Annotated in this window: 23 protein-coding genes; 13 read left to right on the top strand and 10 right to left on the bottom strand. The window is 66.0% G+C overall.

The window, feature by feature from the left end; all coding sequences use genetic code 11:
- Positions 1-76: 76 nt before the first annotated feature.
- Both I4484_RS14355 and I4484_RS14350 read right to left on the bottom strand, forming a co-directional pair.
- Positions 77-1,129: a DUF3080 family protein gene (locus I4484_RS14355; protein WP_197447936.1), complete on the bottom strand. Its 1,053-nt coding sequence runs from the start codon at positions 1,127-1,129 to the stop codon at positions 77-79.
- Complete coding sequence (locus I4484_RS14350; RefSeq protein WP_197447935.1) at positions 1,101-2,549, bottom strand: MATE family efflux transporter; 1,449 nt, start codon at positions 2,547-2,549, stop codon at positions 1,101-1,103. The genes I4484_RS14355 and I4484_RS14350 overlap by 29 nt, the downstream gene beginning before the upstream one ends.
- A 131-nt stretch (positions 2,550-2,680) precedes the next feature.
- On the opposite strand from I4484_RS14350, the gene I4484_RS14345 reads away from it, so the two are divergent.
- Entirely contained in the window at positions 2,681-3,265 is a 585-nt protein-coding gene (locus I4484_RS14345; RefSeq protein ID WP_234283448.1) for an elongation factor P hydroxylase, read from the top strand.
- Here the strand turns inward: I4484_RS14345 and I4484_RS14340 are convergent.
- Positions 3,223-4,074: a LysR family transcriptional regulator gene (locus tag I4484_RS14340; protein ID WP_197447933.1), complete on the bottom strand. Its 852-nt coding sequence runs from the start codon at positions 4,072-4,074 to the stop codon at positions 3,223-3,225. The genes I4484_RS14345 and I4484_RS14340 overlap by 43 nt on opposite strands.
- A 100-nt stretch (positions 4,075-4,174) precedes the next feature.
- Between I4484_RS14340 and I4484_RS14335 the strand changes: the two genes are divergently transcribed.
- Both I4484_RS14335 and I4484_RS14330 read left to right on the top strand, forming a co-directional pair.
- Positions 4,175-6,400: an alpha-ketoacid dehydrogenase subunit alpha/beta gene (locus I4484_RS14335; RefSeq protein WP_234283449.1), complete on the top strand. Its 2,226-nt coding sequence runs from the start codon at positions 4,175-4,177 to the stop codon at positions 6,398-6,400.
- The gene (locus I4484_RS14330; protein ID WP_197447932.1) at positions 6,397-7,488 is read left to right on the top strand and encodes an ACP S-malonyltransferase; all 1,092 of its coding nucleotides are present in this window, start codon (positions 6,397-6,399) and stop codon (positions 7,486-7,488) included. Before I4484_RS14335 ends, I4484_RS14330 begins: the two co-directional genes overlap by 4 nt.
- Here the strand turns inward: I4484_RS14330 and I4484_RS14325 are convergent.
- Positions 7,474-7,950, bottom strand: coding sequence for a hypothetical protein (locus tag I4484_RS14325; protein ID WP_197447931.1), 477 nt, complete (start codon positions 7,948-7,950; stop codon positions 7,474-7,476). The genes I4484_RS14330 and I4484_RS14325 overlap by 15 nt on opposite strands.
- 1 nt (position 7,951) lies before the next feature.
- A complete protein-coding gene (locus tag I4484_RS14320) occupies positions 7,952-8,845 on the bottom strand; it encodes a TatD family hydrolase (protein ID WP_234283450.1) in 894 nt (297 codons plus the stop codon).
- Positions 8,846-8,945: 100 nt separating this feature from the next.
- Between I4484_RS14320 and I4484_RS14315 the strand changes: the two genes are divergently transcribed.
- A complete protein-coding gene (locus I4484_RS14315; protein WP_197447929.1) occupies positions 8,946-10,871 on the top strand; it encodes an ATP-binding cassette domain-containing protein in 1,926 nt (641 codons plus the stop codon).
- A 3-nt stretch (positions 10,872-10,874) separates the two neighbouring features.
- Here I4484_RS14315 and I4484_RS14310 read toward each other — a convergent pair whose 3' ends face one another.
- On the bottom strand, positions 10,875-11,327 hold the full coding sequence (locus I4484_RS14310) for a universal stress protein (protein WP_197447928.1): 453 nt from the start codon (positions 11,325-11,327) through the stop codon (positions 10,875-10,877).
- 100 nt (positions 11,328-11,427) lie between these two features.
- Between I4484_RS14310 and I4484_RS14305 the strand changes: the two genes are divergently transcribed.
- A complete protein-coding gene (locus tag I4484_RS14305) occupies positions 11,428-11,964 on the top strand; it encodes a preprotein translocase subunit YajC (protein WP_197447927.1) in 537 nt (178 codons plus the stop codon).
- Positions 11,965-11,970: 6 nt separating this feature from the next.
- Here the strand turns inward: I4484_RS14305 and slyA are convergent, their stop codons facing one another.
- A complete protein-coding gene (slyA, locus tag I4484_RS14300; protein WP_197447926.1) occupies positions 11,971-12,414 on the bottom strand; it encodes a transcriptional regulator SlyA in 444 nt (147 codons plus the stop codon).
- A 256-nt stretch (positions 12,415-12,670) separates the two neighbouring features.
- Between slyA and fadB the strand changes: the two genes are divergently transcribed.
- The 3 genes from fadB (at position 12,671) to I4484_RS21065 (ending at position 16,377) form a co-directional block, all read left to right on the top strand.
- The gene (fadB, locus tag I4484_RS14295) at positions 12,671-14,845 is read left to right on the top strand and encodes a fatty acid oxidation complex subunit alpha FadB (RefSeq protein ID WP_197447925.1); all 2,175 of its coding nucleotides are present in this window, start codon (positions 12,671-12,673) and stop codon (positions 14,843-14,845) included.
- Positions 14,846-14,869: 24 nt separating this feature from the next.
- Entirely contained in the window at positions 14,870-16,048 is a 1,179-nt protein-coding gene (fadA, locus tag I4484_RS14290) for an acetyl-CoA C-acyltransferase FadA (RefSeq protein ID WP_197447924.1), read from the top strand.
- A gap of 143 nt (positions 16,049-16,191) precedes the next feature.
- Positions 16,192-16,377, top strand: coding sequence for a CCGSCS motif protein (locus tag I4484_RS21065; RefSeq protein WP_197447923.1), 186 nt, complete (start codon positions 16,192-16,194; stop codon positions 16,375-16,377).
- Between the two features lie 72 nt (positions 16,378-16,449).
- Here the strand turns inward: I4484_RS21065 and I4484_RS14280 are convergent, their stop codons facing one another.
- Complete coding sequence (locus I4484_RS14280; RefSeq protein ID WP_197447922.1) at positions 16,450-16,911, bottom strand: flavodoxin family protein; 462 nt, start codon at positions 16,909-16,911, stop codon at positions 16,450-16,452.
- Positions 16,912-16,986: 75 nt separating this feature from the next.
- Here I4484_RS14280 and I4484_RS14275 point away from each other — a divergent pair, with 75 nt between their 5' ends.
- The 3 genes from I4484_RS14275 (at position 16,987) to thpD (ending at position 19,288) form a co-directional block, all read left to right on the top strand.
- Positions 16,987-17,463 carry a YbhB/YbcL family Raf kinase inhibitor-like protein gene (locus I4484_RS14275; RefSeq protein WP_197447921.1) on the top strand — a complete coding sequence of 159 codons (477 nt, stop codon included), beginning with the start codon at positions 16,987-16,989 and terminating at the stop codon, positions 17,461-17,463.
- A gap of 39 nt (positions 17,464-17,502) precedes the next feature.
- A complete protein-coding gene (locus I4484_RS14270) occupies positions 17,503-18,213 on the top strand; it encodes a hypothetical protein (protein WP_197447920.1) in 711 nt (236 codons plus the stop codon).
- A 163-nt stretch (positions 18,214-18,376) separates the two neighbouring features.
- Positions 18,377-19,288 (top strand): ectoine hydroxylase, encoded by a 912-nt coding sequence (thpD, locus tag I4484_RS14265; RefSeq protein ID WP_267956279.1) that lies wholly within the window; start codon positions 18,377-18,379, stop codon positions 19,286-19,288.
- 87 nt (positions 19,289-19,375) lie between these two features.
- On the opposite strand, the gene I4484_RS14260 is transcribed toward thpD, so the two are convergent.
- Both I4484_RS14260 and I4484_RS14255 read right to left on the bottom strand, forming a co-directional pair.
- Positions 19,376-20,143 carry a class I SAM-dependent methyltransferase gene (locus I4484_RS14260; RefSeq protein ID WP_197447919.1) on the bottom strand — a complete coding sequence of 256 codons (768 nt, stop codon included), beginning with the start codon at positions 20,141-20,143 and terminating at the stop codon, positions 19,376-19,378.
- Positions 20,144-20,233: 90 nt separating this feature from the next.
- Positions 20,234-21,178 (bottom strand): 2-dehydropantoate 2-reductase, encoded by a 945-nt coding sequence (locus tag I4484_RS14255; protein WP_197447918.1) that lies wholly within the window; start codon positions 21,176-21,178, stop codon positions 20,234-20,236.
- 206 nt (positions 21,179-21,384) lie between these two features.
- On the opposite strand from I4484_RS14255, the gene I4484_RS14250 reads away from it, so the two are divergent.
- Positions 21,385-22,977: a thymidine phosphorylase family protein gene (locus I4484_RS14250; protein ID WP_234283451.1), complete on the top strand. Its 1,593-nt coding sequence runs from the start codon at positions 21,385-21,387 to the stop codon at positions 22,975-22,977.
- On the top strand, positions 22,977-23,870 hold the full coding sequence (locus tag I4484_RS14245; RefSeq protein ID WP_197447917.1) for a ribose-phosphate diphosphokinase: 894 nt from the start codon (positions 22,977-22,979) through the stop codon (positions 23,868-23,870). Before I4484_RS14250 ends, I4484_RS14245 begins: the two co-directional genes overlap by 1 nt.
- Positions 23,871-23,913 lie beyond the last annotated feature (43 nt).

Here is a 23,913-nt window from a genome sequence, read left to right as displayed (position 1 = left end):
ACGGGATCGACTCCTACCTCTTACGAATCACCAATATCACAGAGTCGCCGTACAAGTTAAGTCCGGCGACGCCTTTTCATGAACAGCGCTCGACCAGGGCATGCCAATGCTGGCGATGTTCGCGGCGTGCCTGGCGCAGAGCGGGCAGCGGGGCGTCGGGGTTCTCCAGCGATAGCCAGCGTTCCCGATAGGCGCTGACCGTCTCGGGAGGAGGGATGTGGCTCTCGATCAGGTTGTCGAGCATCGTCAGCCAGCGGGTGGCCAAGGCTTCGAGTCGTTCCAGCCAGTCCAAGGCCTGCCTGGCGGCCTGGCGCCGACCCAGTTCGTCGGGCGTCGCCGAGAGCCTGCTGCAGGTGTCATCGGCAGTGAGAGTGTCGGCCAGCATGGCGGTAGCTTCTGCCAGTCGCTGCTCGGCGAGCAGCAGGGCACGCAACAACTCAGCCGTCAGCGGACGGCTGCGCAGCGACTTGAGGTGGTGCTCCAGGGTGGACGACTCATGACGCCAGGTGGGGTTGAACTGGTTGAGGGTGGCTTGGTGCAGCCAAGTCAGCGCCTCGAACTGGGCCTCGATGCCATGGGTGTCGTCTGGCGCCAGCGGTGAGCTTGCGCGGGAGAAGTTGCGTACCCACTCCTCGGAATCGAACAGACTGTTCCAGCTCACCATGGGTAACTGCTCGGTCTTGGTCCGCGTGAGCCGCCCGAGTCGCTCACGGTCGGCCTCGGCGAGCGTCTCCGGCACGCTGCTTTGCCAGCAGGCGTGCAGCCGGCGCCAGAGTTCGAGCTCGTAGATCCATTGCTGGCTGGGTGGCGCCACCCGACCGAGCTGATTGTTGCGTGCGGCGACTAGGGAGGTGATCCGGCACTCGCGCAGGGCATAGACCTTGAGAATGCTCTCACGGGTCTCGGGGATTTCGTGAAGGCGTTCGTTGCGGTCGGGGAAAGCGCCAATATTGGGTGGGGCGCTTGCTTGCGGGGCTGGTTGGCCCAACCCCTCGGCCAGAGCCTGCTGGTATCGTACGAGTCTGGTTTCAGCCTCTTCCTCGCTGCGGCAGCCAACCAGTGACAGTACGAGCATGAGAGGGGCCAGGTAGCGTTTCGCTTCAATCCCGAGCGATATCCAGCTTGCCATTCGCGACTCCCTTGGCCTTGCACCGTAAGCGTGCGCCAAGCAGGGCCGCGGCCACGGTGAGCCCGGCGATCAGGCCAATCCAATAACCATGCACGCCGAGCGGGCCGCTCCCGCCGGGCAGGCCGCGGGTTCCCAGCCAATGACCGCCGCCTAGTCCCACCGCCCAGTAGGCGAGCAGGGTGATCAGCATGATGACCCTTGTATCCTTGTAGCCTCGCAGGGCGCCGGCCAGGTTGACCTGGAGCGAGTCGGAGATCTGATACAGCATGGCCAGCAGGATCAGCGACAAGGCCAGGCGCTGGACGGCCGTATCATGAGTGTAGAGGGCCATGACAGGCTCTGCCGTGAACCACAGCAGCGCACTGTTGAACAGGGCGATCAGCACCGAGACCAGCACCCCGTTCCAAGCCACCATCCGAGCTTGCATGGGCTTGCCCTGGCCGAGCGTATTACCGACCCTGACGGTAAGTGCCATGCTCAGCGCCAGCGGCAGCATGAACAGGATCGAGGTGTAGTTCAGGGCGACCTGGTGCGCTGCCACCGTCACTTCTCCCAGGCTGGCGATGAACAGCGAGATCAGCGTGAACAGCGTCACTTCGACGAAGATCGCCACGCCGATGGGAACGCCCACATAGAGCAGTTCGCCGATCAGGCGCCAGCGGGGCAGTGTTGGGGAGTGCCATAGCGAGACGTCGCCATAGGCCCTGGAGCGACGTGTATACGCTGCCATGGCCAGGCACATGGTCCACATGGAAAGGGCGGTGGCGATGCCGCAGCCCAGTGCCCCCAGGGCCGGCAGTTCCTGTAGCCAGGTCGGCAGCCAACTGCCGAATAAACCGGTGAGTCCATCGCCGCCGTAGATCAGCACGAAGTTGCTGGGGATGTTCACGCCGAGTCCCACCAGGCTGATCCACAGCGAGGGACGGGTATGGTTCATGCCGTCGGAGAAGGCGCGCAACGCCTGGAACAGGGCGACGCCCGGCATGCCGAAGGCGACGGCGGCGAGATAGGCCGAGGAGCGATGGGCAACCTCGGGGGGAACTTCCAACAGGCGAAAGATAGGGGCCACCAAGAGCCACAGCAGTGCCGCCGACGACAGCCCCAGGGCCAGCGCGAGCCATAGCGCCTGGTGGACGTTAGGGCGGATATGCTTGGTGGCTCCACCTCCCAGCAGATGGGCGACGATAGGCGTCAGCCCCATCAGCGTGCCGGTCATGAACAGCATCAACGGCAGCCACAGGCTGGAGCCCACGGAGACCGCCGCCAGGTCAGTGGCGCTGACACGGCCCGTCATCATCACGTCGGTGACGCTCATGCCTGCCTGAGCCAGCTGGGCGCCGCAGATCGGCAAGGTCAGCCGCAGCAGGGGCCGCGTTTCCGTGCGGCTGACGCTCAGCAGGTCGGTGAAGAACGTTGCCAAGGGGGTGCTCCATGCATCTCAGGCCTTGGCCACATGCCAAGGAAACCGAATATGTTAGCAATTCCCGGTGAATTTCGCTGCGCAAACGACTCGCCTATACTGGCGGGCCATTCGTCATGCATGGAGAACCCGTGACGCATCACCTCGATGACGTGATCGCCTTGTTCGACGGCCTCTTTCAGCAGCGTTTCAATACCCGGCTGGTACGTGGCGGCGACGAGCCGCTCTACCTGCCCGCCGACGATGTCGTTCCCTGGCATCGAGTGATCTTCGCGCGAGGCTTCTACTCGAGCGCCTTGCACGAGATCAGCCATTGGTGCATCGCCGGTGAGCAGCGGCGTCTGCGGGAGGATTACGGCTACTGGTACCTGCCCGACGGACGCAACGCAGAGCAGCAACGCCGCTTCGAGCAGGCCGAAGTGGCGCCGCAGGCACTGGAAATGCTCTTCTCCCGAGCTTGCGGGCTGCGCTTTCATATCAGCGTCGACAATCTGGGCGGTGAGGTCGAGGTCGACCGCGAGGCCTTCCATGACCGCGTCGCGCTGCGCGCGGCCCGCTACGAGCGGGAGGGGCTGCCATGCCGGGCTGCCGCATTCAACGCTGCGCTGCTGGCCTTCTACCAACGGGGCGAGCCCATGCAGAGCGCCCTGTCAGCGGGGCTGGCTGTATTCGATCAGCTGCGCTCGCGAGTCTCCCACGCCGCTCTGCCGAGCTGAAGCAGCGGCTCGAGAGCAGGCATGGCCTGTCGCGCCGGGTAGGCGACGCCGATGGTCTGGCGAATATCGAGCTCGGCAAGGGGGCGGCTCTGCACGTCCGGATGACTGAGGATCTCCGGCCAGGCCGGCACCAGCGAGGCACCGACCCCGGCCGCCACCAGCCCCAGGGTGTATTCGATGGTACGCAGGCGCGCACGGACCTGGCAGCGCACGCCGGCATCGCTGAGCGCCGTGGCCAGCTGCTGCATGGCGGCGCAAGGGTGGCGCCAGATGAACGGCAATCCGTCTAGATCGGACAGCGAGACAGTGCCCTTCAGGCCCAGCGGGTGCCCGCTGGGCAGCGCGAGGCGGTAGCTGTCGTGCCAGATCGGTTGGAAGGCCTCGCCTGGCGACAGGTCCTGTTCGCCGATGATGCGCGCATCGCAGCGCTCCTCCGGATTGACCAGGGTCAGGGCCAGGTTGTCGCCCTGGCCGATGTACTCCTTGAGCAGGGCGGTCATGCGGTTGGCGCCAAGGGAACGCATCAACCCCAGACGAACCGGTGTCGGCGGTGCCGGGGTGCGAAACAGCCGGCTGATGGCATCGAGGTCCTCGCTGACCTGGCGCGCCAGTGGATAGAGTCGGTGTCCCTCTTCGGTGGGCGTGATGCCGCGACGGTGGCGTTCGAACAGCGGCGTGCCCAGCCGCTCCTCCAGCTGTACCAGCGCGGTCGAGATGGAGGGTTGCGCCACGTGGCAGCGCCGTGCGGCGGCGCTGATCGAGCCGCCCTCGTAGGCGGCGATGAAGTAGCGCAGGCTTCGCACATCCATAAACTAAGCCTATATCTGGGGCAGGATATCGATATTATCGCTTTGCCTGTCGGGCACGCTAGGCTGTAACCATTACCTTGGCAGCCCCGGAGTCTGCACCGTGCTCGAACCTCTTCCACAGGAGCAGCGATTCTACGCTGCGCTACGCAGCGGCGACTGGCCAGCGCCACAACGGGAGTGGCAGCTCGACGAGGTCGGGCTCACTTCTTCCGGTCTGGCCGAGCTGTTCGAAACCCAACTGATGAGCCGTCACCTGGACCTGCACGCCCGACGCCTGCAGGCTCGGGGCGAGGCCTTCTACACCATTGGCAGCGCGGGCCACGAAGGCAACGCCGCCATTGCGCGTGCCTTTCGTGCTACCGACCCCGCCTTCCTGCACTATCGCGATGCGGCCTTTCTGATCCAGCGCAGCCGGGCGGTGCCGGGGCAGACGCCGCTGTGGGACCTGCTGCTGAGCTTTGCCGCCTCGGCGGAGGATCCGATCTCCGGCGGCCGGCACAAGGTGCTGGGCTCGAAGGCGCTGCACATCCCGCCACAGACCAGCACCATCGCCTCGCACCTGCCCAAGGCCGTGGGAGCCGCCTACAGCTTTGGATTGTGGCGGCGGCTGGGCGGCGCTGGCGAGTGGCCCGCCGACAGCGTGGCGATCTGCAGTTTCGGCGACGCTTCGTTCAATCACTCCACCGCCCAGGGGGCGCTCAACGCTGCCGGCTGGGCCGCCTACCAGGGGGCGCCGATGCCCTTGGTGATGGTGTGCGAGGACAACGGCATCGGCATTTCCACGCCCACGCCGGATGGCTGGATCGAAGCCAGCATGCGTTCGCGCCCCGGCTTCCACTACCTCGCCTGCGACGGTCTCGACCTGCTCGATACCTGGCGGGCGGCCAGAGAAGCCGAGCGCATCGCGCGCTGCCGCAAGCAGCCGGTCTTCCTGCACATGCGCTGCGTGCGGCTCTACGGTCATGCCGGCTCCGATGCCCAGCAGGCCTATATGACGCCTGCCCGCATCAAGGCCGATGAGGCGCGCGATCCGCTGCTGGTCACGGCCGGTCTGCTCCAGCGCCATGGGGTGCTCGATACCGCTGCCATCGAAGCGCTCTACCGCTCGGTGGCCGAGCGGGTCGCGCATGTCGCCGAGGAGGCGATTCGCCGGCCCAAGCTGGAGGGGGCCAGCGAGGTCATGGCAAGCATCGTGCCGCCGTCAAGGCCGGGGCGTGCGCGACCCTGGCAGGGCGAGGTGGACGCGACCCCGGCACCCATGGCCAAGTTGCTCAACCAGGCGCTGCAGCGCTCGATGACCCGCTATCCGCACCTGGTGATGGCGGGTGAGGATATCGGTCGCAAGGGCGGCGTCTACGGCGTGACCCAGCGCCTGCAGGCGCAGTTCGGGCCGCATCGGGTGATCGACACCCTGCTTGACGAGCAGAGCATCCTCGGGCTCGGCATCGGCCTGGGTCAGAACGGCCTGGTGCCGATCCTCGAGATCCAGTTCCTGGCCTATCTGCACAACGCCGAGGATCAGCTGCGTGGCGAGGCGGCCACGCTCAGCTTCTTCTCCAACGGCCAGTACACCAACCCCATGGTGGTACGTATCGCCGGGCTCGGCTACCAGAAGGGCTTCGGCGGGCATTTCCACAACGACAACGCCATCGCCGTGCTACGCGACATCCCGGGACTGCTGGTGGCCTGCCCATCGAACGCCGCCGACGCCGTGGGCTTGCTGCAGGAGGCCGTGCGCCTGGCCGACGAGGAGCAGCGCGTGGTGGTCATGATCGAACCGATCGCGCTCTACCACACCCGCGACCTGCTCGAGGAGGGAGACCAGCGGTGGTGTTTTGCCGATCCCGGGCCCGAGCATCGATTGGCTGTGGGCGAGCTTGGTGTCTGGGGCGAGGGCCGTGAGCTTGCCATCGTCACCTACGGCAACGGTGTCTATCTGTCGCGCCAGGCTGCCGCCAGGTTGGAAGCCGACGGCGTGGCGCTGCGCATCGTCGATCTGCGCTGGCTGACCGCCATCGATCATGACGCCGTGCATCGTCGGGTCGCCGACTGCGCCCAGATACTGGTCGTCGATGAGTGTCGGCGCAGCGGTTCGCCCAGCGAGGAGCTGATCGCGGGCCTGGTGGAGCGCGGTATGGCGAGCGACAGGCTGCACCGGCTCACCGCCGAGGACAGCTTCATTCCCCTGGGGCGGGCAGCCACGGTCACGTTGCCCTCGGTGGAAGCGATCGTGGCGCAGGGACGTTGCCTCGTGGCGCCTGGGCTGCACGGTGAAGTGGCCGCGAAGGCGGTGGGTAAGGTCACGGCAGGGAGTGGTGAAGCATGAACCGCAGCGACAGCAAAATGAACGGCGAACCGATCCGCGAGCGCATATTGGTCGTCTGTCCCGGCCGCGGCACCTACAATGCCGCGGAGTGGGGCACCCTCAACCGACTGGCGGGCGGCAGCGAGTGGCTGGGGCGCTTCGATGCCATGCGCCGTGAGGCCGATCTGCCGACGCTCTCCGAGTTGGACGGCGAGACACCTTTCCGCCAGAGCCTGCACGGGCGGGGCGAGCACGCCTCGCCGCTGATCTATGCCTGCGCCTGGGCCGACCTGCTGGCGATCGATCGTGAGCGCTACGAGATCGTGGCGGTCACCGGCAACTCCATGGGCTGGTACATTGCCCTTGCGGCGGCCGGCGCCCTGGGGCCCGATGAGACGATGCACCTGATCGGCACCATGGGATGGCTGATGCAGGAGAGCCTGGCCGGCGGCCAGGTCATCTATCCTTGGGTCGATGAAACATGGCGGCCGGACTGGGCGCTGCGTCAGGAACTACTGGAGCTGATCGGGCGTATTCACGGTAGCTCGGGGGCCGAACTCTATCTCTCGATCGAGCTTGGGGGCATGTTGGTGTTCGGCGGCAACGAGACGGGGCTTGCGCGCCTGACCGAGCGGCTGCCGGCGCGCGAGCGCTTCCCGCTGCGGCTGCATCAGCACGCCGCCTTCCATACGCCCCTTCAGGAGGGAGTGAAACGCGAGGCGCGTCGGCGGCTTGGTGCCGGGCCGTTCCGTGCTCCCGAAGTGCCGATGATCGACGGCCGCGGCCATATCTGGACGCCGTGGAGTACTGACCCGCAGGCGCTCTGGGATTACACCCTGGGCGAGCAGCTGATCGCCCCCTACGACTTCACCACGGCCGTCAAGGTCGGCGTGCGTGAGTTCGCCCCCGACCGCATCGTCATACCCGGCCCCGGGGCGACGCTGGGTGGCGCCACGGCCCAGGCGCTGATCCAGCTCGGCTGGCAGGGTTGGAGCGACAAGGCTGCCTTTCAGACCGGCCAGCAGCAGGAGCCACGCCTGTTGTGCATGGGCATTGTCGAGCAGCGTGACCGATTGCTGACGGCCGAGGAAGCATCAGCCCTCGGCTAGACGCTGGTGAAGATGCAGCATCACCTCGACCTCGTGATCGGGGCGTAGCGGCTCGAGCCCCATTTCACCGAACAGCTCGTTGCGCGCTCGGCTCCATTCGCCGGCGGACAGCTCGGGATAGAGACTGTCGGCGGGAGCCAGCTCGACGAAGGGGTCGATGCCGTAGGTGTCGAACAGGCGCGCCAGGGCGGCTTCATCGCCGCTGATGCCGGCGGTGAACAGGGTGGCGCTGAAGTGGTCGCTCTCCAGCTCCCGGATCACGTCCAGGGGGCTCGCGCCGAAGCTGTGCAACTCCTCCAGGCTATACCCGTTGAGCTCGTTGAACTCATCGTCGAGCCAGTCCTCGTCGGGCTGTATCAGGGTGTGCTTGATACGCCCGTCGGGCAGTGCCCAGGCAATGGCCAGGGGCAGATCGCTGTCGTCGCCGGTCTCCACGGCGATGAATCCGGGTATTTCGGCCATATCACGACTCCTGTTGGGCACGGCCTGTCTCCTGGGCTTCGCCTGCCTCGTTCAGGCGGAAGAAGCGTTGGGCGGTCTTCGTGGTGGCACGGGCCAGCTCCGCTTCATCGCTGCCTCGCCAGTGAGCGATCTCGCGTACGATCCAGGGTAGCAGTGCAGGCTCGTTGCGCCTGCCCTTGAGTCTGGCAGGTAAATCGCGCGGCAGCAGATAGGGGCAGTCGGTTTCCACCATCAGTCGGTCGGACGGGATCTCGCGCACCAGCTCGCGCAGATGATGACCGCGTCGCTCGTCGCAGATCCACCCCGTCAGGCCGATGTGTAGATCCAGGTCGAGGTAGCCGTAGAGGGTATCGCGATCGGCGGTGAAACAGTGCACCACCGCATCGGCGAGGTCGTCGCGCCAGGCCTTGAGCATCTCGCGCAGGCGTGGGCCGGCGTCGCGCTCGTGGAGGAACAGTGGCTTGCCGCTCTCCGCGGCAAGCCCCAACTGGGCCTCGAAGGCGCGCTCCTGCTCGGCCGGCGTGGAGAAGTTGCGGTTGAAATCGAGGCCGCACTCGCCCACGGCCAGCACCTCGGGGCGTTGGTGCAGCTCCCGCATGGCGGCGGCCAGGGAGGCGTCCCAGCGACTGGCATCGTGGGGGTGTACGCCGGCCGTGGCGAACAACCCGGAATAGCGCTGGGCCAGCGCCACGGCCTGCTCGGCATGGGTGCGATCGGTGCCGGTCACGATCAGGGTCGTCACGTTGGCCGCCCGCGCCCGCCTCACTACCGCCTCGAGATCGCGGCCGAAGCTGTCGTGGGTCAGGTTGGCGCCGATGTCCACCAGCGGGGCGGGCGAACGAAAGCGCAGTGCCTCGGGCAGAACGTCGTTGAAGGCGGCGTCGGTATCAGCCAATGGGGAGCGCTCCTTTGCAGCTTTCGCGCATTGTAACCAAAGCCACGGCGGGCCAGCCATGCGTTACACTAGCCGCCTTGATGAACGATGAGGTGAGCGCGTGACCCTGCTACGTCTGGAAGGCCTGCAACTGGCCTATGGTACCCATGTGCTGCTCGACGGCGCCGACCTGGTGCTGGAGAAGGGCGAACGTCTGGCGCTGGTCGGGCGCAACGGTACCGGCAAGTCGACTCTGCTCAAGCTGGTGGCGGGGGAGATCCTGCCCGACGACGGCAGCATCTGGCGCGCGCCGGGACTGAAGATCGGCGTGCTGGAGCAGGACCTGCCGGCCGCTTCCGGCCAGACCATTTTCGACGTGGTGGCCCAGGGGCTGCCCCAGGCGGGCGAGCTGCTGGCCGAGTACCACCGCCTGGTGCAGGCGGCCGAGCCCGACATGAAGCGCATGGCGACCCTGCAGAGCCGGCTCGAAGCCATCGACGGCTGGTCCTTCCATCAGCGCATCGACGTGGTGCTGACGCGCCTGGGACTGCCGGCCGACGATTCGATGAGCTCGCTCTCGGGGGGCTGGCGCCGGCGCGTGGCGCTGGCCCGGGCGCTGGTGGCCGAGCCCGACCTGCTGCTGCTCGACGAACCTACCAACCACCTCGATCTCGACACCATCGCCTGGCTCGAGGAGCAGCTGCTCGATTTCAACGGCGCGGTGCTGTTCATCACCCACGACCGGGCCTTCCTGTCGAAGCTGGCGACGACCATCCTCGAACTCGATCGCGGCCGGCTGGGGCGCTATCCCGGGGATTACGCCAAGTATCAGCAGCAGAAGGCCCACGAGCTCGAGGTGGAGGCGCGGGAGCACGCCGAATTCGACAGGAAGCTGGCCCAGGAGGAAGCCTGGATCCGGCAGGGCATCAAGGCGCGGCGAACCCGTAACGAGGGCCGGGTGCGCGCGCTCGAGCAACTGCGGCGCGAGCGCAGCCAGCGGCGCGAGGTCCAGGGCCGTGCCAGCTTCGGCATCGACAGCGGCGAACGCAGCGGCAAGCGGGTGGTCGAGCTCGTCGGCGTGACCCACCGTTTCGGCGACGAGACGATCGTTCGCGACCTGTCGCTCGAGATTCAGCGCGGCGACCGCATCGGCCTGATCGGACGCAACGGTGCCGGCAAGACCACGCTGCTCAAGATCCTGCTCGGCGAACTCGAGCCCAGCGAGGGCAAGGTGCGGCTGGGTACCAACCTCAAGGTGGCCTACTTCGACCAGCTGCGCGCGGGGCTGGAGCCGGAGAAGAGCGTCTACGACAACGTCGCCCAGGGCAGCGACAGGGTCAACGTGGGCGGCAAGGACAAGCACGTCATCAGCTACCTGCAGGATTTCCTGTTCACCCCGGAACGGGCGCGCCAGCCGGTCAAGGCGCTCTCCGGCGGCGAGTCCAACCGTCTGCTGCTGGCCAAGCTGTTCACCCAGCCGGCCAACGTGCTGGTGCTCGACGAACCGACCAACGACCTCGACGTCGAGACCCTGGAGCTGCTCGAGGAGTTGCTGCTCGACTTCGACGGCACCTTGCTGCTGGTCTCCCACGACCGTGCCTTCATGGACAACGTGGTGACCGGGGTGCTGGCCTTCGAGGGCGACGGCGTGGTGCGTGAATACGTGGGTGGCTACAGCGACTGGGTGCGCCAGGGCGGGAAACTGCCACCGGCGCCCTGGGAGGGGGCGGCGCGTCAGCAGGTGGAGCCTACGGCGAAGCCGGTAGAGAAAGCGCCGGCCAGTGCGGCGCCCTCAGCGCCGGCAGCGAAAAAGCCCGCCAAGCTCTCCTACAAGCTGCAGCGGGAACTCGACGCCCTGCCGGCCGAGATCGAGAGGCTCGAAGCCGAGGTGGCCGAGTTCGAGTCCCGGGTTGGCGATCCGGCGTTCTACCAACAGGACGCGGGAAGCGTGTCCGAGACATTGCAGGCCATGAGCGACAAGCAGGCCGAACTCGATGCCGCCATGGAGCGGTGGATGGAACTGGAGTCCATGGCGGCGGGGGAGTAAGCGCTACTCGGCGGTTTCGCCCTTCTTCCCCACTCGCACCGCGAGTACGTCGCATTGGGCGCCGTGCAGTACGCCGGTGGAGGTGGAGCCGAGTAGCAGGGCGAAGCCGTGCCGGCCATGGGAGCCGACCACGATCAGGTCGACGCCGTTCTCGGCGGCAAAGCGATGGATCTCGGTGTCGGGCATGCCGACCAGCACGTGCTGGTTCTCCTTGGCCACGTGAGGGTCGGCGATCTCGGCCAGGCGCTGCTTGGCATGTTCATCCAACTGATCCTGGATGCTGGTGAGGTCCATGGGGATGTCGCCGCCATAGGCGAAGCCCAGCGGCTCCAGCGTGTGCATGATCGACAGCTTGGCCTGGTTGCGCTCGGCGATCTGCAGGGCGCGCTCAAGCACCTTGTGGGAGTCCTTGGTCAAATCGACGGCGACCAGGATGTGGCGGTATTCATTGCTCATGGCAGGGCTCCAGCGTAACGGCTTGTGATCGATATGCCTTCACTCTAGGACGGCTGATGAATCAAGACAACGACTTGCGTCAAGAATCGGGAGAAACGGGATGGTCTGGCTAGTCATTCTGGCGGCACTGCTGCTGATGATCTCACCGGTGATGTGGCTCAAGCCCAGCCCTCGGCAGCGTCGCATCGTGCCGCTGCGCAATGCGGCGGCCAAGGCAGGGGTCAAGGTGGTGTTGGAAAAGCCCCCTCTGCACGGTATCGAGACCGCCATGCCGGGGTATCGCTGGAGCTATCCGGCCGTTGCCCCCGGGCCACGCTTCCTGCTGGTGCGGGCAAGTGAAGCCAGCGATCTGCTCAAGCCCTGCGTGGCCGACTGGCGCTGGCGGATCGAGCCGCTCCGCCCCCTGCCGCCATCGGCGCGCGAACCGCTCGAAGCGCTCTTGACACGCCTGCCGCAGGATGCACTGGTGGTCGAGTCCAGCGAGACCTCGATCACCCTGTGGTGGTGGGAGTCGCAGACGGCGGAGCGCTTCCTCACCTACGTCGAGGATTTCCGCCAGTTGCGCGATGCCTTGGCCGGCCGTGCCGATCAGCGCCGGGTCGGGACTGGCTTCGGTGAAGGCGCGTCGGGCGACTGACAGCGCTCAGCCTTCGCTCTCCCTGGCCTGGATTGCCAGGCCATTGTTCTCGATATGCTCCAGCAGGGCGTCGAGCTGACGGATATCCGCCTCGCTGAGCCCTGCCAGCATCTCGCGCCGGGCCTGGGTCACCACCTCGTCGATCTGCTCGAGCAGCGGGTCCGCCGCCGCGGTCAGGAAAACCCGCTTGGTGCGCCGGTCCTGTTCGCAGGGACAGCGTTCGATCAGCCCCTGCTCCGAGAGTTGATCGAGGGTGCGGACCAGGGAGGGCGCCTCGACGCCGATCGCCCGGGCCAGGTCGCACTGTGGCTGCCCATCGCCGAGCCGCCAGAGATGATACAGCGTGATCCAGCGCGTCTGTGTCAGGCCCAGCGGAGCGAGGCGCCGGTCGATGATGGCACGCCACAGGCGTGGCAGGCGCGACAGTCGGAAGCCGATGTTCTGGTGCATGGGACTCCGCTTAAACGTTGAATTTGCCGAATTGTCCGGACCCCTTGCGTGTAATGCAACTTGTCTCGTCAAGTAACGGCCATTGGCATTTTGATTATCGCGCTAATGGATAGGTTCCCCGGGAGTTCGCCTCCCATTCTCCACAAAGCGATTCTGGGGCTTGACGCGCCGCCCGGAGTGCACCAAGCTTTCGGAATCAAACGGCCGTATGAAACTGGCACTCCTCCAACGCCAACCTCTGTGTGGAGATTCGTGGATGATCTATCAAGGCAACGCCATCACGGTGGCACGCGGTACCAGTAGCGGGGGCGACGACATCGCCATGCTCACCTTCGATCTGAAGGACGAGTCCATCAACAAGCTGTCGAGCGCGGTGGTGGCCGAACTGGACGAGGCCGTCCACGCCATCCGTGCCCAGAGCGGCCTCAAGGGACTGGTCATCGGCAGCGCCAAGGAAGTCTTCATCGTCGGGGCCGACATCACCGAATTCCACGGCATCTTCGAGAAGGGCGAGGAGTACCTGGTCGAGATGAACCTCAAGGTGCACGAGATCTTCAACGCCATCGAGGATCTGCCGTTCCCCACGGTCACCGCCATCAACGGGCTGGCGCTGGGTGGCGGTTGCGAAGTGACGCTGACCACCGATTTCCGGGTGATGAGCGAGAAGGCCAAGATCGGCCTGCCCGAAACCAAGCTCGGTATCCTGCCCGGCTGGGGGGGCTGCGTACGCTTGCCACGCCTGATCGGTTCGGACAACGCCGTGGAGTGGATCGCCGGCGGCGGCGAGAACCGTGCAGATGCCGCTCTCAAGGTGGGCGCGGTGGATGCCGTGGTGCCGAACGAGCAGCTCGAGGCGGCGGCCCTGGACATCCTCGCGCGAGCCAACGCCGGTGAGCTCGACTACCAGGCGCGTCGTGCCGAGAAGACCGGGCCGCTCAAGCTCAACGCCATCGAGCAGATGATGGCCTTCGAGACCGCCAAGGGCTACGTGGCCGGCAAGGCGGGGCCGCACTACCCGGCGCCGGTCGAGGCGATCAAGGTGATCCAGAAGGGCGCCGGCGAGGAGCGCGCCCGCGCCCAGGCCATCGAGGCCAAGGCCTTCGCCAAGCTGGCGCTGACCGACGTCTGCTACAACCTGGTGGGGCTGTTCCTCAACGATCAGGTGGTCAAGAAGAAGGCCGGCAAGTACGAGAAGCAGGCCAAGGCGGTCAAGCAGGCGGCGGTGCTGGGGGCCGGCATCATGGGTGGCGGCATCGCCTACCAGAGTGCCTCCAAGGGCACGCCGATCCTGATGAAGGACATCAAGGAGGACGCCATCGAGCTGGGCCTCAAGGAGTCGCGCAAGCTGTTTGCCAAGCAGGTGGAGCGCGGCAAGCTCAGCACCGAGCAGATGGCCGAGAAGCTGACCCACATCCGCCCGACACTCTCCTACGGCGATTTCGGTCATGTCGACCTGGTGGTCGAGGCGGTGGTCGAGAACCCCAAGGTCAAGGACGCGGTGCTGACCGAGGTGGAAGGCCTGGTCAGCGAGGACACCATCCTCACTTCCAACACCTCGACCATCTCGATCACCCGCCTGGCCCAGAACCTCAAGCGCCCCGAGAACTTCTGCGGCATGCACTTCTTCAATCCGGTGCACCGCATGCCGCTGGTCGAAGTCATTCGCGGCGAGAAGACCGGCGACGCCGCGGTGGCGGCTACCGTGGCCTATGCCCGGGCCATGGGCAAGACGCCGATCGTGGTCAACGACTGCCCCGGCTTCCTGGTCAACCGCGTGCTGTTCCCCTATTTCGGCGGCTTCAGCCTGCTGGTCGAGCAGGGCGCCGACTTCCAGCGCGTCGACAAGGTGATGGAGAAGTTCGGTTGGCCCATGGGCCCGGCCTACCTGCTCGACGTGGTGGGCATGGACACCGCCGTGCATGCCAACGAGGTGATGGCCGAAGGCTTCCCCGAGCGCATGGCGCGGGACGGCAAGACGGCGATCCAGGTCATGTTCGAGAACGAGCGCCTGGGCCAGAAGAACGCCAAGGGCTTCTATGCCTACGAGGAAGACAAGAAGGGCAAGCCGAAGAAGGTCAGCGACGAGAAGGCCTACGAACTGGTCAAGCAGGTCGTCCAGCAGGAGAAGGCGTTCTCCGATGAGGACATCATCGCCCGCATGATGGTGCCGCTGTGCCTGGAGACCGTGCGCTGCCTGGAAGACGGCATCGTCGAGACCCCGGCCGAAGCCGACATGGCGCTGATCTACGGCATCGGTTTCCCGCCGTTCCGCGGCGGCGCGTTGCGCTACATCGACGCCATGGGCGTGGCTGAGTTCGTCAAGCTGGCCGACGGCCTGGCCGAGGAGCTGGGCGCACTCTACGCCCCCACCGACAAGCTGCGCCAGATGGCCGAGGCCGGCGAGCGCTTCTATCCCAAGGCCCAGGGCTGAACCACCACGAACAGGAGTATTGAAATGAGCTTGAACCCGAGAGACATCGTGGTGGTCGACGGCGTCCGCACCGCCATGGCCAAGGCCAAGAACGGCGCCTTTCGCCACGTGCGTGCCGAGAATCTTTCCGCTGCGGTGATGCAGGCGCTGTTCGAGCGCAATACGGCGCTCGACCCGGCCGAGGTCGACGACGTGATCTGGGGCTGCGTCAACCAGACCCTCGAGCAGTCGATGAACATCGCCCGTAATGCGGCGATCATGACCGGCATCCCTCGCACGGTACCGGCCCAGACGGTCAACCGCCTGTGCGGTTCTTCGATGACCGCGCTGCACATCGCCGCGGCCAATATCAAGGCCGGCATGGGCGACTTCTACGTCATCGGCGGCGTCGAGCACATGGAGCATGTCCCCATGACCCATGGCGTCGACGTCAACCCGGCGGCCAGCAAGTACGCCGCCAAGGCGGCGATGATGATGGGCCTGACCGCCGAGCTGCTGGGCAAGATGCACGGCGTCACCCGCGAGGAGCAGGACAAGTTCGGCGTGCGCTCGCACCAGCGTGCCTACGCGGCGAACCAGCAAGGCCACTTCGACAACGAGATCGTGGGGGTCGAAGGGCACGACGAGCGCGGCTTCCGCACGCTGTTCAAGCACGACGAGGTGGTGCGTATCGACGCCAGCCTCGAGGAGATGGCCAAGCTCAAGCCGGTGTTCGATCCGCGCGGCGGCACCGTATCGGCCGGGACGTCTTCGGCGCTCTCGGTCGGCGCTTCCGCCATGGCGATCATGAGCTATGAGCGCGCACGTGCGCTGGGGCTCGAGCCCATTGCCCGGGTGCTCTCCACCGGCGTGGCGGGCTGTGACGCCTCGATCATGGGCTACGGCCCGGTGCCGGCCTCGAAGAAGGCGCTAAAGGCCGCCGGCCTGTCGTCCGAGGATATCCAGACCGTCGAGCTCAACGAAGCCTTCGCCGCCCAGGCGATTCCGGTGCTCAAGGACCTCGGCTTCCTCGATGCCCTGGACGAGAAGGTCAACCTCAACGGCGGCGCCATTGCGCTGGGCCACCCGCTGGGCTGCTCCGGCGCACGCATCTGCACCACGCTGCTCAACGTGATGCGCCAGCAGGACACCACCCTGGGGCTGGCCACCATGTGTATCGGCATGGGGCAGGGCGTGGCGACGGTGTTCGAGCGCTTGAACTGAGCGCAGCAGCAGGAACCTGCACGGCCAGCGGCCTCGCCTTTTTCAGGCGGGGCCGTTTCGTCTGGGCGTTGACGCCCGAATCGCTGGGCAATAAGATGCATTTGTTTTGCTTCTTTTAAATCCACAGTGAGGAGTGCTCTGCTATGGGGCTCAGGAATCTGTTCAAGCGAGACAAGGCAGAAGACAAGCAACCCGTCAGCACGTTCGAGCCGGAAGCGCCAGCGCCGGAAGCAGCGGCCGCCAGCGCCGGCGAGCCTGCCAGCGCCGAGGCTGCCGGGAAGAAAAGGCATGGCGAACCCGGAGTCTGCTGCGGCTCGTGCAGCCACTGACCCGCCTTCACATGGCGGTGAGCAATGGGCATGCTCATCCGGGCATGCCCGCTCCCTTGCTTTGGTGAGATGCTACAGCACCCCGGCCTCGAGTCCTGCCGCCAGATAGAGGCCCAGCTCCTCTATCTGTTCCTCGAACTCTGCCTGCCACTCCCCGCGCAGGATCAGCGGCTCCTGCACCCAGCGCCAGCGCAGCCCGGTCACGATACTCTCCACCGCACGGCGCGTGCCGGTACCGTCGTGGCCGGCGCGCACGTAGAGCGCGCAGGGTAGGCCCTGTTTCTCCTCCAGCACCGCGTAATAGCTGCGGTCGAAGAAGTCCTTCAGTGCACCGCTCATGTAGCCCAGGTTCTCGGTGGTGCCGAGCAGGATGGCATCGCTGGCGCGTATGTCCTCGGGGCCCGCCTCGAGAGGGGCCTTGACCACCACCTCGACGGTTTCGACATCGGGATGCCTGGCGCCGCGTTCGGCGGCGTCTCGCAGGGTTCGGGTATTGGGCGAGGGCGCATGGGCCACGATCAGCAGACGTTTCATGTTTGACAGTCTAACGGCTTTTTCCGACGCTGTTTCGGCACCTATCCGCTTTGTCACACAGGAGGAAATCCGCTCATGGCCTTTGCACTTTCGAACATGCAACTGGAGAGTTCCGCCTTTCAGGCACATGGTGCGATTCCGACCCGACATACCGGTGAGGGTGACGATACCTCGCCGGCGCTGAGCTGGCGCGATGCTCCCGAGGGCACCAAGGGGTATGCGATCATCTGCCACGATCCCGATGCTCCCCTCGTGCAGCATGGCAGCTATGGCTTCGTGCATTGGTTGCTCTACAACCTGCCAGGCTCCACCACGACCCTGGCCGAAGGCACCAGCGACGGCACGAGGGGCAAGAACGATTTCGGCAAGCTCGGCTACGGTGGCCCGATGCCGCCGGAAGGGCACGGCGTGCACCACTATTACTTCTGGGTGCTGGCGCTCGACAAGCCGACCGACCTGCCCGAGGGGCTTGGGTTGGAGGAGCTGCTCAAGCAGCTCGAGCCGCACCTGCTCGGCATGAACCGGCTGATCGGCACCTACCGGCGCGGCTGATCGCTGGCGTCGCTTTCGTCGCAGTCAGGGAGGATTGCCATGTTCGACTGGGTCAGCCAGCACGGGGACAATGTCTCCGTGCTGACGGATGTCGGGACCCTGATCGTCTGGGTCGTCTACGCCCAGCTGCTCTATTTCAGCTTTCGCCGCCAGCGTCGGCCGCGCCTGCTGATCAACCGGGGGCGCAAGAAGGACATCGATGCCCTGTGCATCATCAGCAACATGAGCGCCGAGCCGGTCTTCATCCAGCACGTCGTGGCGGAACTGGCAACCTCGCATGGCGTGGTTCGCGTCGACGTGACCGATCGCACCGAGAGCTATGGCGACGGGGACGACAGTCGTCAGGAGAGCGATCCGAAACTCGCTGCCGATTCGTCTCCCATCGTGCGTGATGGCTCGCACCAAGGGCCGCTGGGATCGGGTCACTTCGTGCATATCGACAGCTTCGGTGCCCTGACGCGGCGCCTGGCCCACGATGGCGGCTTCGAGATGGCGGGGTATCGTCCGCTGAACGACGTCGTGTTTCGCTCGCTCACCATTCGCATCATCTGCATCTACGGCTCGGAGGATCTGCCGGTCGGTGCCGAGCGGTGCTTCGAGTTCATCGACCAGCAGCCGGACTGCGGGCTGGTACCGGCAACCTGGGACACCAAGCGGCTCTCCTCGCACTGGCAGCGCCGCCGGTTGTGCCGTGAGATCCGGCAGTTGAACAGCAAGGATGAGTTCTCCTCCGTGTCGCCCGGTGCGTGAGCCGGTCTCGTGGCGGTCGTCGTTACCCCGATGATTACGGTTACTTTTCTTGGCGCAATAGGCCGATACAAAGTCGCTTTGCAGGCAAAGGTTTCCAGGGCTAAGTTGAGTTGTTACCAGTCGGAGGATTGGTGTTTCGCTTGGATTCAAGGAGGAGCATGCGATGAAGAATGACGTGCAGGATCTGTTCCCTACGCGACTGGAGCGCAAGCTCGGCATGTTCGAGCGCATCGACCCCGTGGTCTACGCCGAAGGGGCCGAGCGCGGGGACGGGCCGCTGAGCGAGGAGCAGATACGCGAATACGAGGAGAAGGGGTTTCTTTCGTTTGAGGGTTTTTTCGACCGAGAAGAGATGGAAGCCTTCATCCAGGAACTGCGTGACTACGAAGAGGACGAGGACCTCAAGCTCTCGGAAGGCACCATTCTCGAGCCGGGCCGCGAGGAGATCCGCTCGATCTTCGGCATTCACGAGATTTCCGAGCGCTTCAGCCGCTTGACCCGCGATCCGCGGCTGCTGGCCATGGTCGAGCAGTTGCTCGGCAAGGGCGTGTACATCCACCAGTCGCGTATCAACTACAAGCCCGGCTTCAAGGGCAAGGGCTTCGACTGGCATTCCGACTTCGAGACCTGGCACAGCGAGGACGGTATGCCACGCATGCGCTCGCTGAGCTGCTCGATCGTGCTGACCGACAATGGCGAGTTCAACGGCCCGCTGATGCTGATCCCCGGGTCGCACAAGTATTTCGTCCCCTGCGTGGGGCGCACGCCGACCGACAACTACAAGGAGTCGCTCAAGAGCCAGTACGTGGGCGTGCCCGACAATGCCAGCCTGCGCCAGCTGATGCTCGACGGGGATATCGAGGCGCCGAAGGGGCCGGCCGGCACCCTGGTGATGTTCGAATGCAACACCATGCACGGCTCCAACACCAACATGTCCTGCTGGCCGCGCAGCAATCTCTTTTTCGTCTACAACAGCGTCGACAATGGGTTGCTGAACCCATTCTGCGGCAATCGTCCGCGTCCGGAGTTCCTGGCCAATCGCACGGACTGGAACCCGCTCGAGCCGGTCGGCTGAAGCGCGGGGCGACGGGGCGCGACAGCTTGCCGTGCCAGGCGCAGCTGGCCCGGGCGTATCACTACCTGACCGCTCGGGCTTGACGCTTCAGCGATGCGCCTTCACGCGCAAGCGCACATAGTCGGCCGTCCAGTTGCCGTGGCTGTCGCGCAGGCTTGGCGCCAGCAGCGCCAAGGCGTCGTCCAGTACCGCCTCGCGTATCTCTTCGTCCAGGCCATGCACGAAGGGGTTGGCAAAGGTGGCGAGCCAGCCGGTCATGCCCGTAGGCAGGCGGGTCGGGCGTGGGATCGATTCGATGGACTCGACCGCGAACCCGGCCGCTTCGAGGCATTCACGATACTCATCGGGAGTGGGAAAGAACCACGGAAAGCGGGCCTTGCCGCTGATGCCACGCGCCTGAAGCGCCGCCAGCAGGGCGGTGCAGATCGCCGCCACGTTGCCGTGACCGCCGAACTCGGCCACGAAACGCCCGCCCGGCTTCAGCGAGCGATGGATGCTGGCGACGACGGCTTCATGGTTGAGCATCCAGTGCAGGGCGGCGTTGCTGAACACCGCATCGAACTCGTGTTCGAAGGGCAGGTTGTGAGCGTCCAGGACGCGAGCGTCGAGCCCCCGTGCCCGGGCGGCTTCGACCATGTCGATGGCGGCGTCCACGCCCACGACGGTGGCCCCGGACTTCGCCAGCACCTCGGTCAGGGTGCCGTCGCCGCAGCCCAGGTCGAGAATGCGTTCGCCGGGGCGAGGGTCCAGCAGCCTGGCCGCTGCACTGCCCAGCTCGGCGACGAAATCGGCGTTGTGGGCGTAGGAGGCGGCATTCCAGTGCTGTCCCCGAGGATGGTGGGAGGCGTCGTTCATAATCGGTGCTCCAGCGGATCGGCGCTTCACGGCCTGTTCAATCAGAATACTCCAAACCGAACCATGCCACCGTCTGCCGACGCAAGGAATTCACTCGTAGGAGGGCGTTTCGCCGCGGGCCGCCAGCTCCTGGGGCAGCAGGGCCGCATAGACCAGGGCGTGAACCGGTGTCGTCACGCCAACGGCGCGGCCCAGGCGCACCACGGCGCCATTCTGCGACTCCAGCTCGGAGGGCTCTCCGGCCATGATGTTGCGCTGCATGGAGGAGGTGCTCTCGGCCGGCATGGCGTCGATGAACTGCATGGCGCGGGCGACGGCATCGGCAGGAAACGCGACGCCATGGCCACGGGCGACCTGGTCGATCTCCTCGAGCATGGCCTGGATCAGCGCACGCGTCTCGGGTAGCTGTCGCGTGACCCCGATGGGAGCCCTGGTGATGCTGCCAATGCCGCTCATGGCGCAGATGAACAGGAACTTGCTCCACTGGGCGACGCGTATGTCGTCGGGAATCTCGGCGCTGACGCCGTGTACCTTGTCGAAGACGGCCTTGAGGCGTGCCGTACGTGCACTGCTGTGATTGTCACGCTCACCGAAGCGGATGAACGGGTCCACGCCGGCGTGGCGGATGTGCCCCGGCGCTTCCCGCCAGGCCAGGATGCCGCACAGCCCCTCGAGCACCGGCGCTTCGCCCAACACCTCGGCCAGGATGTCGGCAGCTTCGACGCCGTTCTCCAACGGCAGCACCAGGGTGTCAGGGCCGACCAGGGGGCGAATCGACTCGGCGGCCTCCCTCACCTGCCATGCCTTGACCGCCACGATGACGCAATCCACCTCGCCCAGCGTGGCGGGGTCGTCCGTGGCCGTGACCCGGGGCAGCATGACGTCTCCCTTGATGCTGCTCACACGCAATCCCTGGCTCGACATGGCGGCGAGGTGCTCGCCGCGGGCGATGAAGGTGACGTCTTCGCCGGCCTCGGCCAGGCGTGCGCCGAAGTAGCCGCCGACACCGCCGCTACCCATGATGGCGAACTTCATGCTGCCTCCTGTCGATTTCACTCTCGTCTCTCGGAGCATAGCGGCAAGATGGCATTCGTGTGTCCTCTCTCCTTGTCGGGAACGCACACGGGCGTCCGGCATATCGACACGCTTGCCCTAGGTCATGTCGGGTGTCCTTGGTGCTGCCCCGGGCGAAAGAAATGCGGCAGACTGAAGCGCATGCCCCGAGGGAGACGATTCGCCGCATGAACAGGACCCGACCGCACGCCTCGAACAAGGCCAAGCCCAGCGATGAAGCGGGGATACCGCTCGCGCTGTGTCGCGTGGCCATCGATACGTACCGCGAGAACGTCGCCTATCTGCATCGCGAGTGCGACCTCTATCGTGCCGAGGGTTTCCAGGCGCTGTCGAAGGTCGAGGTGCGTGCCAATGGCCGACGCATCCTGGCGACCCTGAATGTGGTCGACGACGTTGCCATCGTCGGCCACACCCAGTTGGGGCTTTCCGAAGACGCCTTTGCCCTGCTCGGCGTGGAAGAAGGGCACCCGGTCAGCGTATCGCAGGCAGAGCCGCCCGCTTCGATTCCGGCCCTGCGTCGCAAGATCGCCGGTGAGCGTCTCACGCGCCGGGATTTCCGCGAGATCGTCCAGGACATCGCCGAGCTGCGCTATTCGAAGATCGAGCTGACGGCCTTCGTGGTGGCCTGCGAACTGGGCGAACTCGATCGCGAGGAGATCTTCTACCTCAGCGACGCCATGGGGCGGGTGGGGCGTCGACTCGACTGGCACGAGCATCCGGTAGTCGACAAGCACTGCATCGGCGGCATTCCCGGCAACCGTACCTCCATGCTGGTGGTGCCCATCGTGGCGGCCCACGGCCTGCTGTGCCCCAAGACCTCGTCGCGCGCGATCACCTCCCCGTCGGGCACCGCCGATACCATGGAGGTGCTGGCCAAGGTGGACGTGCCCTTCGACGAGCTGGGTGAGTTGGTGCGTACTCACCGTGGCTGTGTGGCCTGGGGCGGCACCAGCGAGCTTTCCCCGGCCGACGACGTGTTGATCGCGGTGGAGCGACCGCTCTCCATCGATTCGCCGGGACAGATGGTCGCCTCCATTCTGTCGAAGAAGGTGGCGGCCGGCTCGACACACCTGCTGCTCGACATTCCCGTCGGGCCGCATGCCAAGGTCCGCTCCATGCCGGAGGCCCGCCGGCTGCGCAAGCTGTTCGAGTTCGTGGCCGGCCGCATGGGGCTGGTGCTGGATGTGGTGATCACCGACGGCAGCCAACCGGTGGGACGCGGCATCGGCCCCGTGCTGGAGGCTCGCGACGTGATGCGAGTCCTCACCAACCATCCCCACGCTCCCATGGACCTGCGCCAGAAATCGCTGCGCCTGGCGGGGCGAATGCTGGAGTTCGACCCCGACATCCGCGGTGGTGACGGCTTCGGCATCGCCCGGGACATCCTCGACTCCGGCCGGGCGCTGGAGAAGATGCAGGCGATCATTCGTGCCCAGGGCGAGAAGCCCTTCGACCTCGACGCCCCCGAGCTGGCACCGCATCGCTTCGAGGTGCTGGCGCCGCAGGCGGGGGTCGTCACCGCCATCGACAACCTGCGCCTGGCCCGCATCGCGCGCCTGGCCGGGGCGCCCAAGGCCAAGGGGGCCGGGGTCGATCTGCTGGCTCAGATCGGCGATCGGGTCGAACGGGGCCAGCCGCTGTACCGGGTATATGCCGCCTTTCGCAGCGAACGAGGCTTCGCCCATCAGTGCAGCGAGCACCACAGCGGCTACAGTATCGGTCAGCCGGACGAGATCAATCGCCTGAACGTGGAGTTCTGATGCGCGCCGCCCTGCTCTATTTCGAAGAGGAATCCCTGCCTGCCGGGCGCCTGGCCGCGGCGGCGGGCATCGAGGCCCGTGCGGTCGGGCGCCATCGCTTCCCCGACGAGGAGCTGTGCCTGCGCCTGCCTGACGTCGAGCTGCCCGCCTGCCTGGTCATCTATCGCAGCCTGGACCGCCCCAACGACAAGCTGGTCGAGCTGATGCTGCTGGCTCGCCACGCGCGTGCGCAGGGGGTCAAGCGTCTGGTACTGGTGGCCCCCTACCTGGCCTACATGCGACAGGACATGGCCTTCCACCCGGGAGAGCTCGTCAGCCAGCGTCTGGTTGGCGGCTTCCTCGCCGAGTCGTTCGATGCCGTAGTGACCGTCGACCCACACCTGCATCGCATCGAGCGCCTGGAGCAGGCGATACCCTTGGCGCATGCCCTTGCGCTCTCCGGCGCCCCGCAGCTGGGGGCGGCGATCGTCCAGCGGCGCCCCGATGCGCTGCTGCTGGGGCCCGATGCGGAATCGCTGCAGTGGGTGGAGAGTGCGGCCAGGGTGGCAGGGCTCGACTATGGCGTGTGTACCAAGGCGCGGCACGGCGACCGTGACGTCGACATCGCGCTGCCGGACCTGGCCATTGCCGGCCGGCGCGTCGTGCTGCTGGACGATGTGGCCAGCTCCGGTCGTACGCTGGCCCAGGCCGCCGAGCAAGTGCTGGCCGCCGGGGCGGACAGCGTCGACGTGGCGGTGACCCATGCGCTGTTTGCCGGCGATGCCATGAGCGTCATCCGTCGGGCGGGAGTAGGCGAGGTCTGGAGCACCGACACCATCGTTCACGAGAGCAATGCCGTGCACATGGCCTCCGTCCTGGCTCGGGCGCTGGCACGGCTGATAGACGAGGGCTAGCCAAGCAGCGCACGAAGACGTAAAACACACCGCAACGATGAGC

Source organism: Halomonas sp. SS10-MC5, from assembly GCF_015992245.1.
Classification (GTDB): Bacteria; Pseudomonadota; Gammaproteobacteria; order Pseudomonadales; family Halomonadaceae; genus Halomonas; species Halomonas sulfidoxydans.
Note: the sequence above shows the minus strand (reverse complement) of the source record. Positions and strands in the feature narration are given on the sequence as shown.

Bases quoted from the DNA above. Each gene is read 5' to 3' on its own strand.
- I4484_RS14355 (WP_197447936.1), bottom strand. From the start codon at position 1,129: ATGGCAAGCTGGATATCGCTCGGGATTGAAGCGAAACGCTACCTGGCC.
- I4484_RS14340 (WP_197447933.1), bottom strand. From the start codon at position 4,074: ATGGATGTGCGAAGCCTGCGCTACTTCATCGCCGCCTACGAGGGCGGC.
- I4484_RS14330 (WP_197447932.1), top strand. From the start codon at position 6,397: ATGAACCGCAGCGACAGCAAAATGAACGGCGAACCGATCCGCGAGCGC.
- I4484_RS14325 (WP_197447931.1), bottom strand. From the start codon at position 7,950: ATGGCCGAAATACCCGGATTCATCGCCGTGGAGACCGGCGACGACAGC.
- I4484_RS14310 (WP_197447928.1), bottom strand. From the start codon at position 11,327: ATGAGCAATGAATACCGCCACATCCTGGTCGCCGTCGATTTGACCAAG.
- I4484_RS14305 (WP_197447927.1), top strand. From the start codon at position 11,428: ATGGTCTGGCTAGTCATTCTGGCGGCACTGCTGCTGATGATCTCACCG.
- slyA (WP_197447926.1), bottom strand. From the start codon at position 12,414: ATGCACCAGAACATCGGCTTCCGACTGTCGCGCCTGCCACGCCTGTGG.
- fadB (WP_197447925.1), top strand. From the start codon at position 12,671: ATGATCTATCAAGGCAACGCCATCACGGTGGCACGCGGTACCAGTAGC.
- fadA (WP_197447924.1), top strand. From the start codon at position 14,870: ATGAGCTTGAACCCGAGAGACATCGTGGTGGTCGACGGCGTCCGCACC.
- I4484_RS21065 (WP_197447923.1), top strand. From the start codon at position 16,192: ATGGGGCTCAGGAATCTGTTCAAGCGAGACAAGGCAGAAGACAAGCAA.
- I4484_RS14280 (WP_197447922.1), bottom strand. From the start codon at position 16,911: ATGAAACGTCTGCTGATCGTGGCCCATGCGCCCTCGCCCAATACCCGA.
- I4484_RS14275 (WP_197447921.1), top strand. From the start codon at position 16,987: ATGGCCTTTGCACTTTCGAACATGCAACTGGAGAGTTCCGCCTTTCAG.
- I4484_RS14270 (WP_197447920.1), top strand. From the start codon at position 17,503: ATGTTCGACTGGGTCAGCCAGCACGGGGACAATGTCTCCGTGCTGACG.
- thpD (WP_267956279.1), top strand. From the start codon at position 18,377: ATGAAGAATGACGTGCAGGATCTGTTCCCTACGCGACTGGAGCGCAAG.
- I4484_RS14260 (WP_197447919.1), bottom strand. From the start codon at position 20,143: ATGAACGACGCCTCCCACCATCCTCGGGGACAGCACTGGAATGCCGCC.
- I4484_RS14255 (WP_197447918.1), bottom strand. From the start codon at position 21,178: ATGAAGTTCGCCATCATGGGTAGCGGCGGTGTCGGCGGCTACTTCGGC.
- I4484_RS14250 (WP_234283451.1), top strand. From the start codon at position 21,385: ATGAACAGGACCCGACCGCACGCCTCGAACAAGGCCAAGCCCAGCGAT.
- I4484_RS14245 (WP_197447917.1), top strand. From the start codon at position 22,977: ATGCGCGCCGCCCTGCTCTATTTCGAAGAGGAATCCCTGCCTGCCGGG.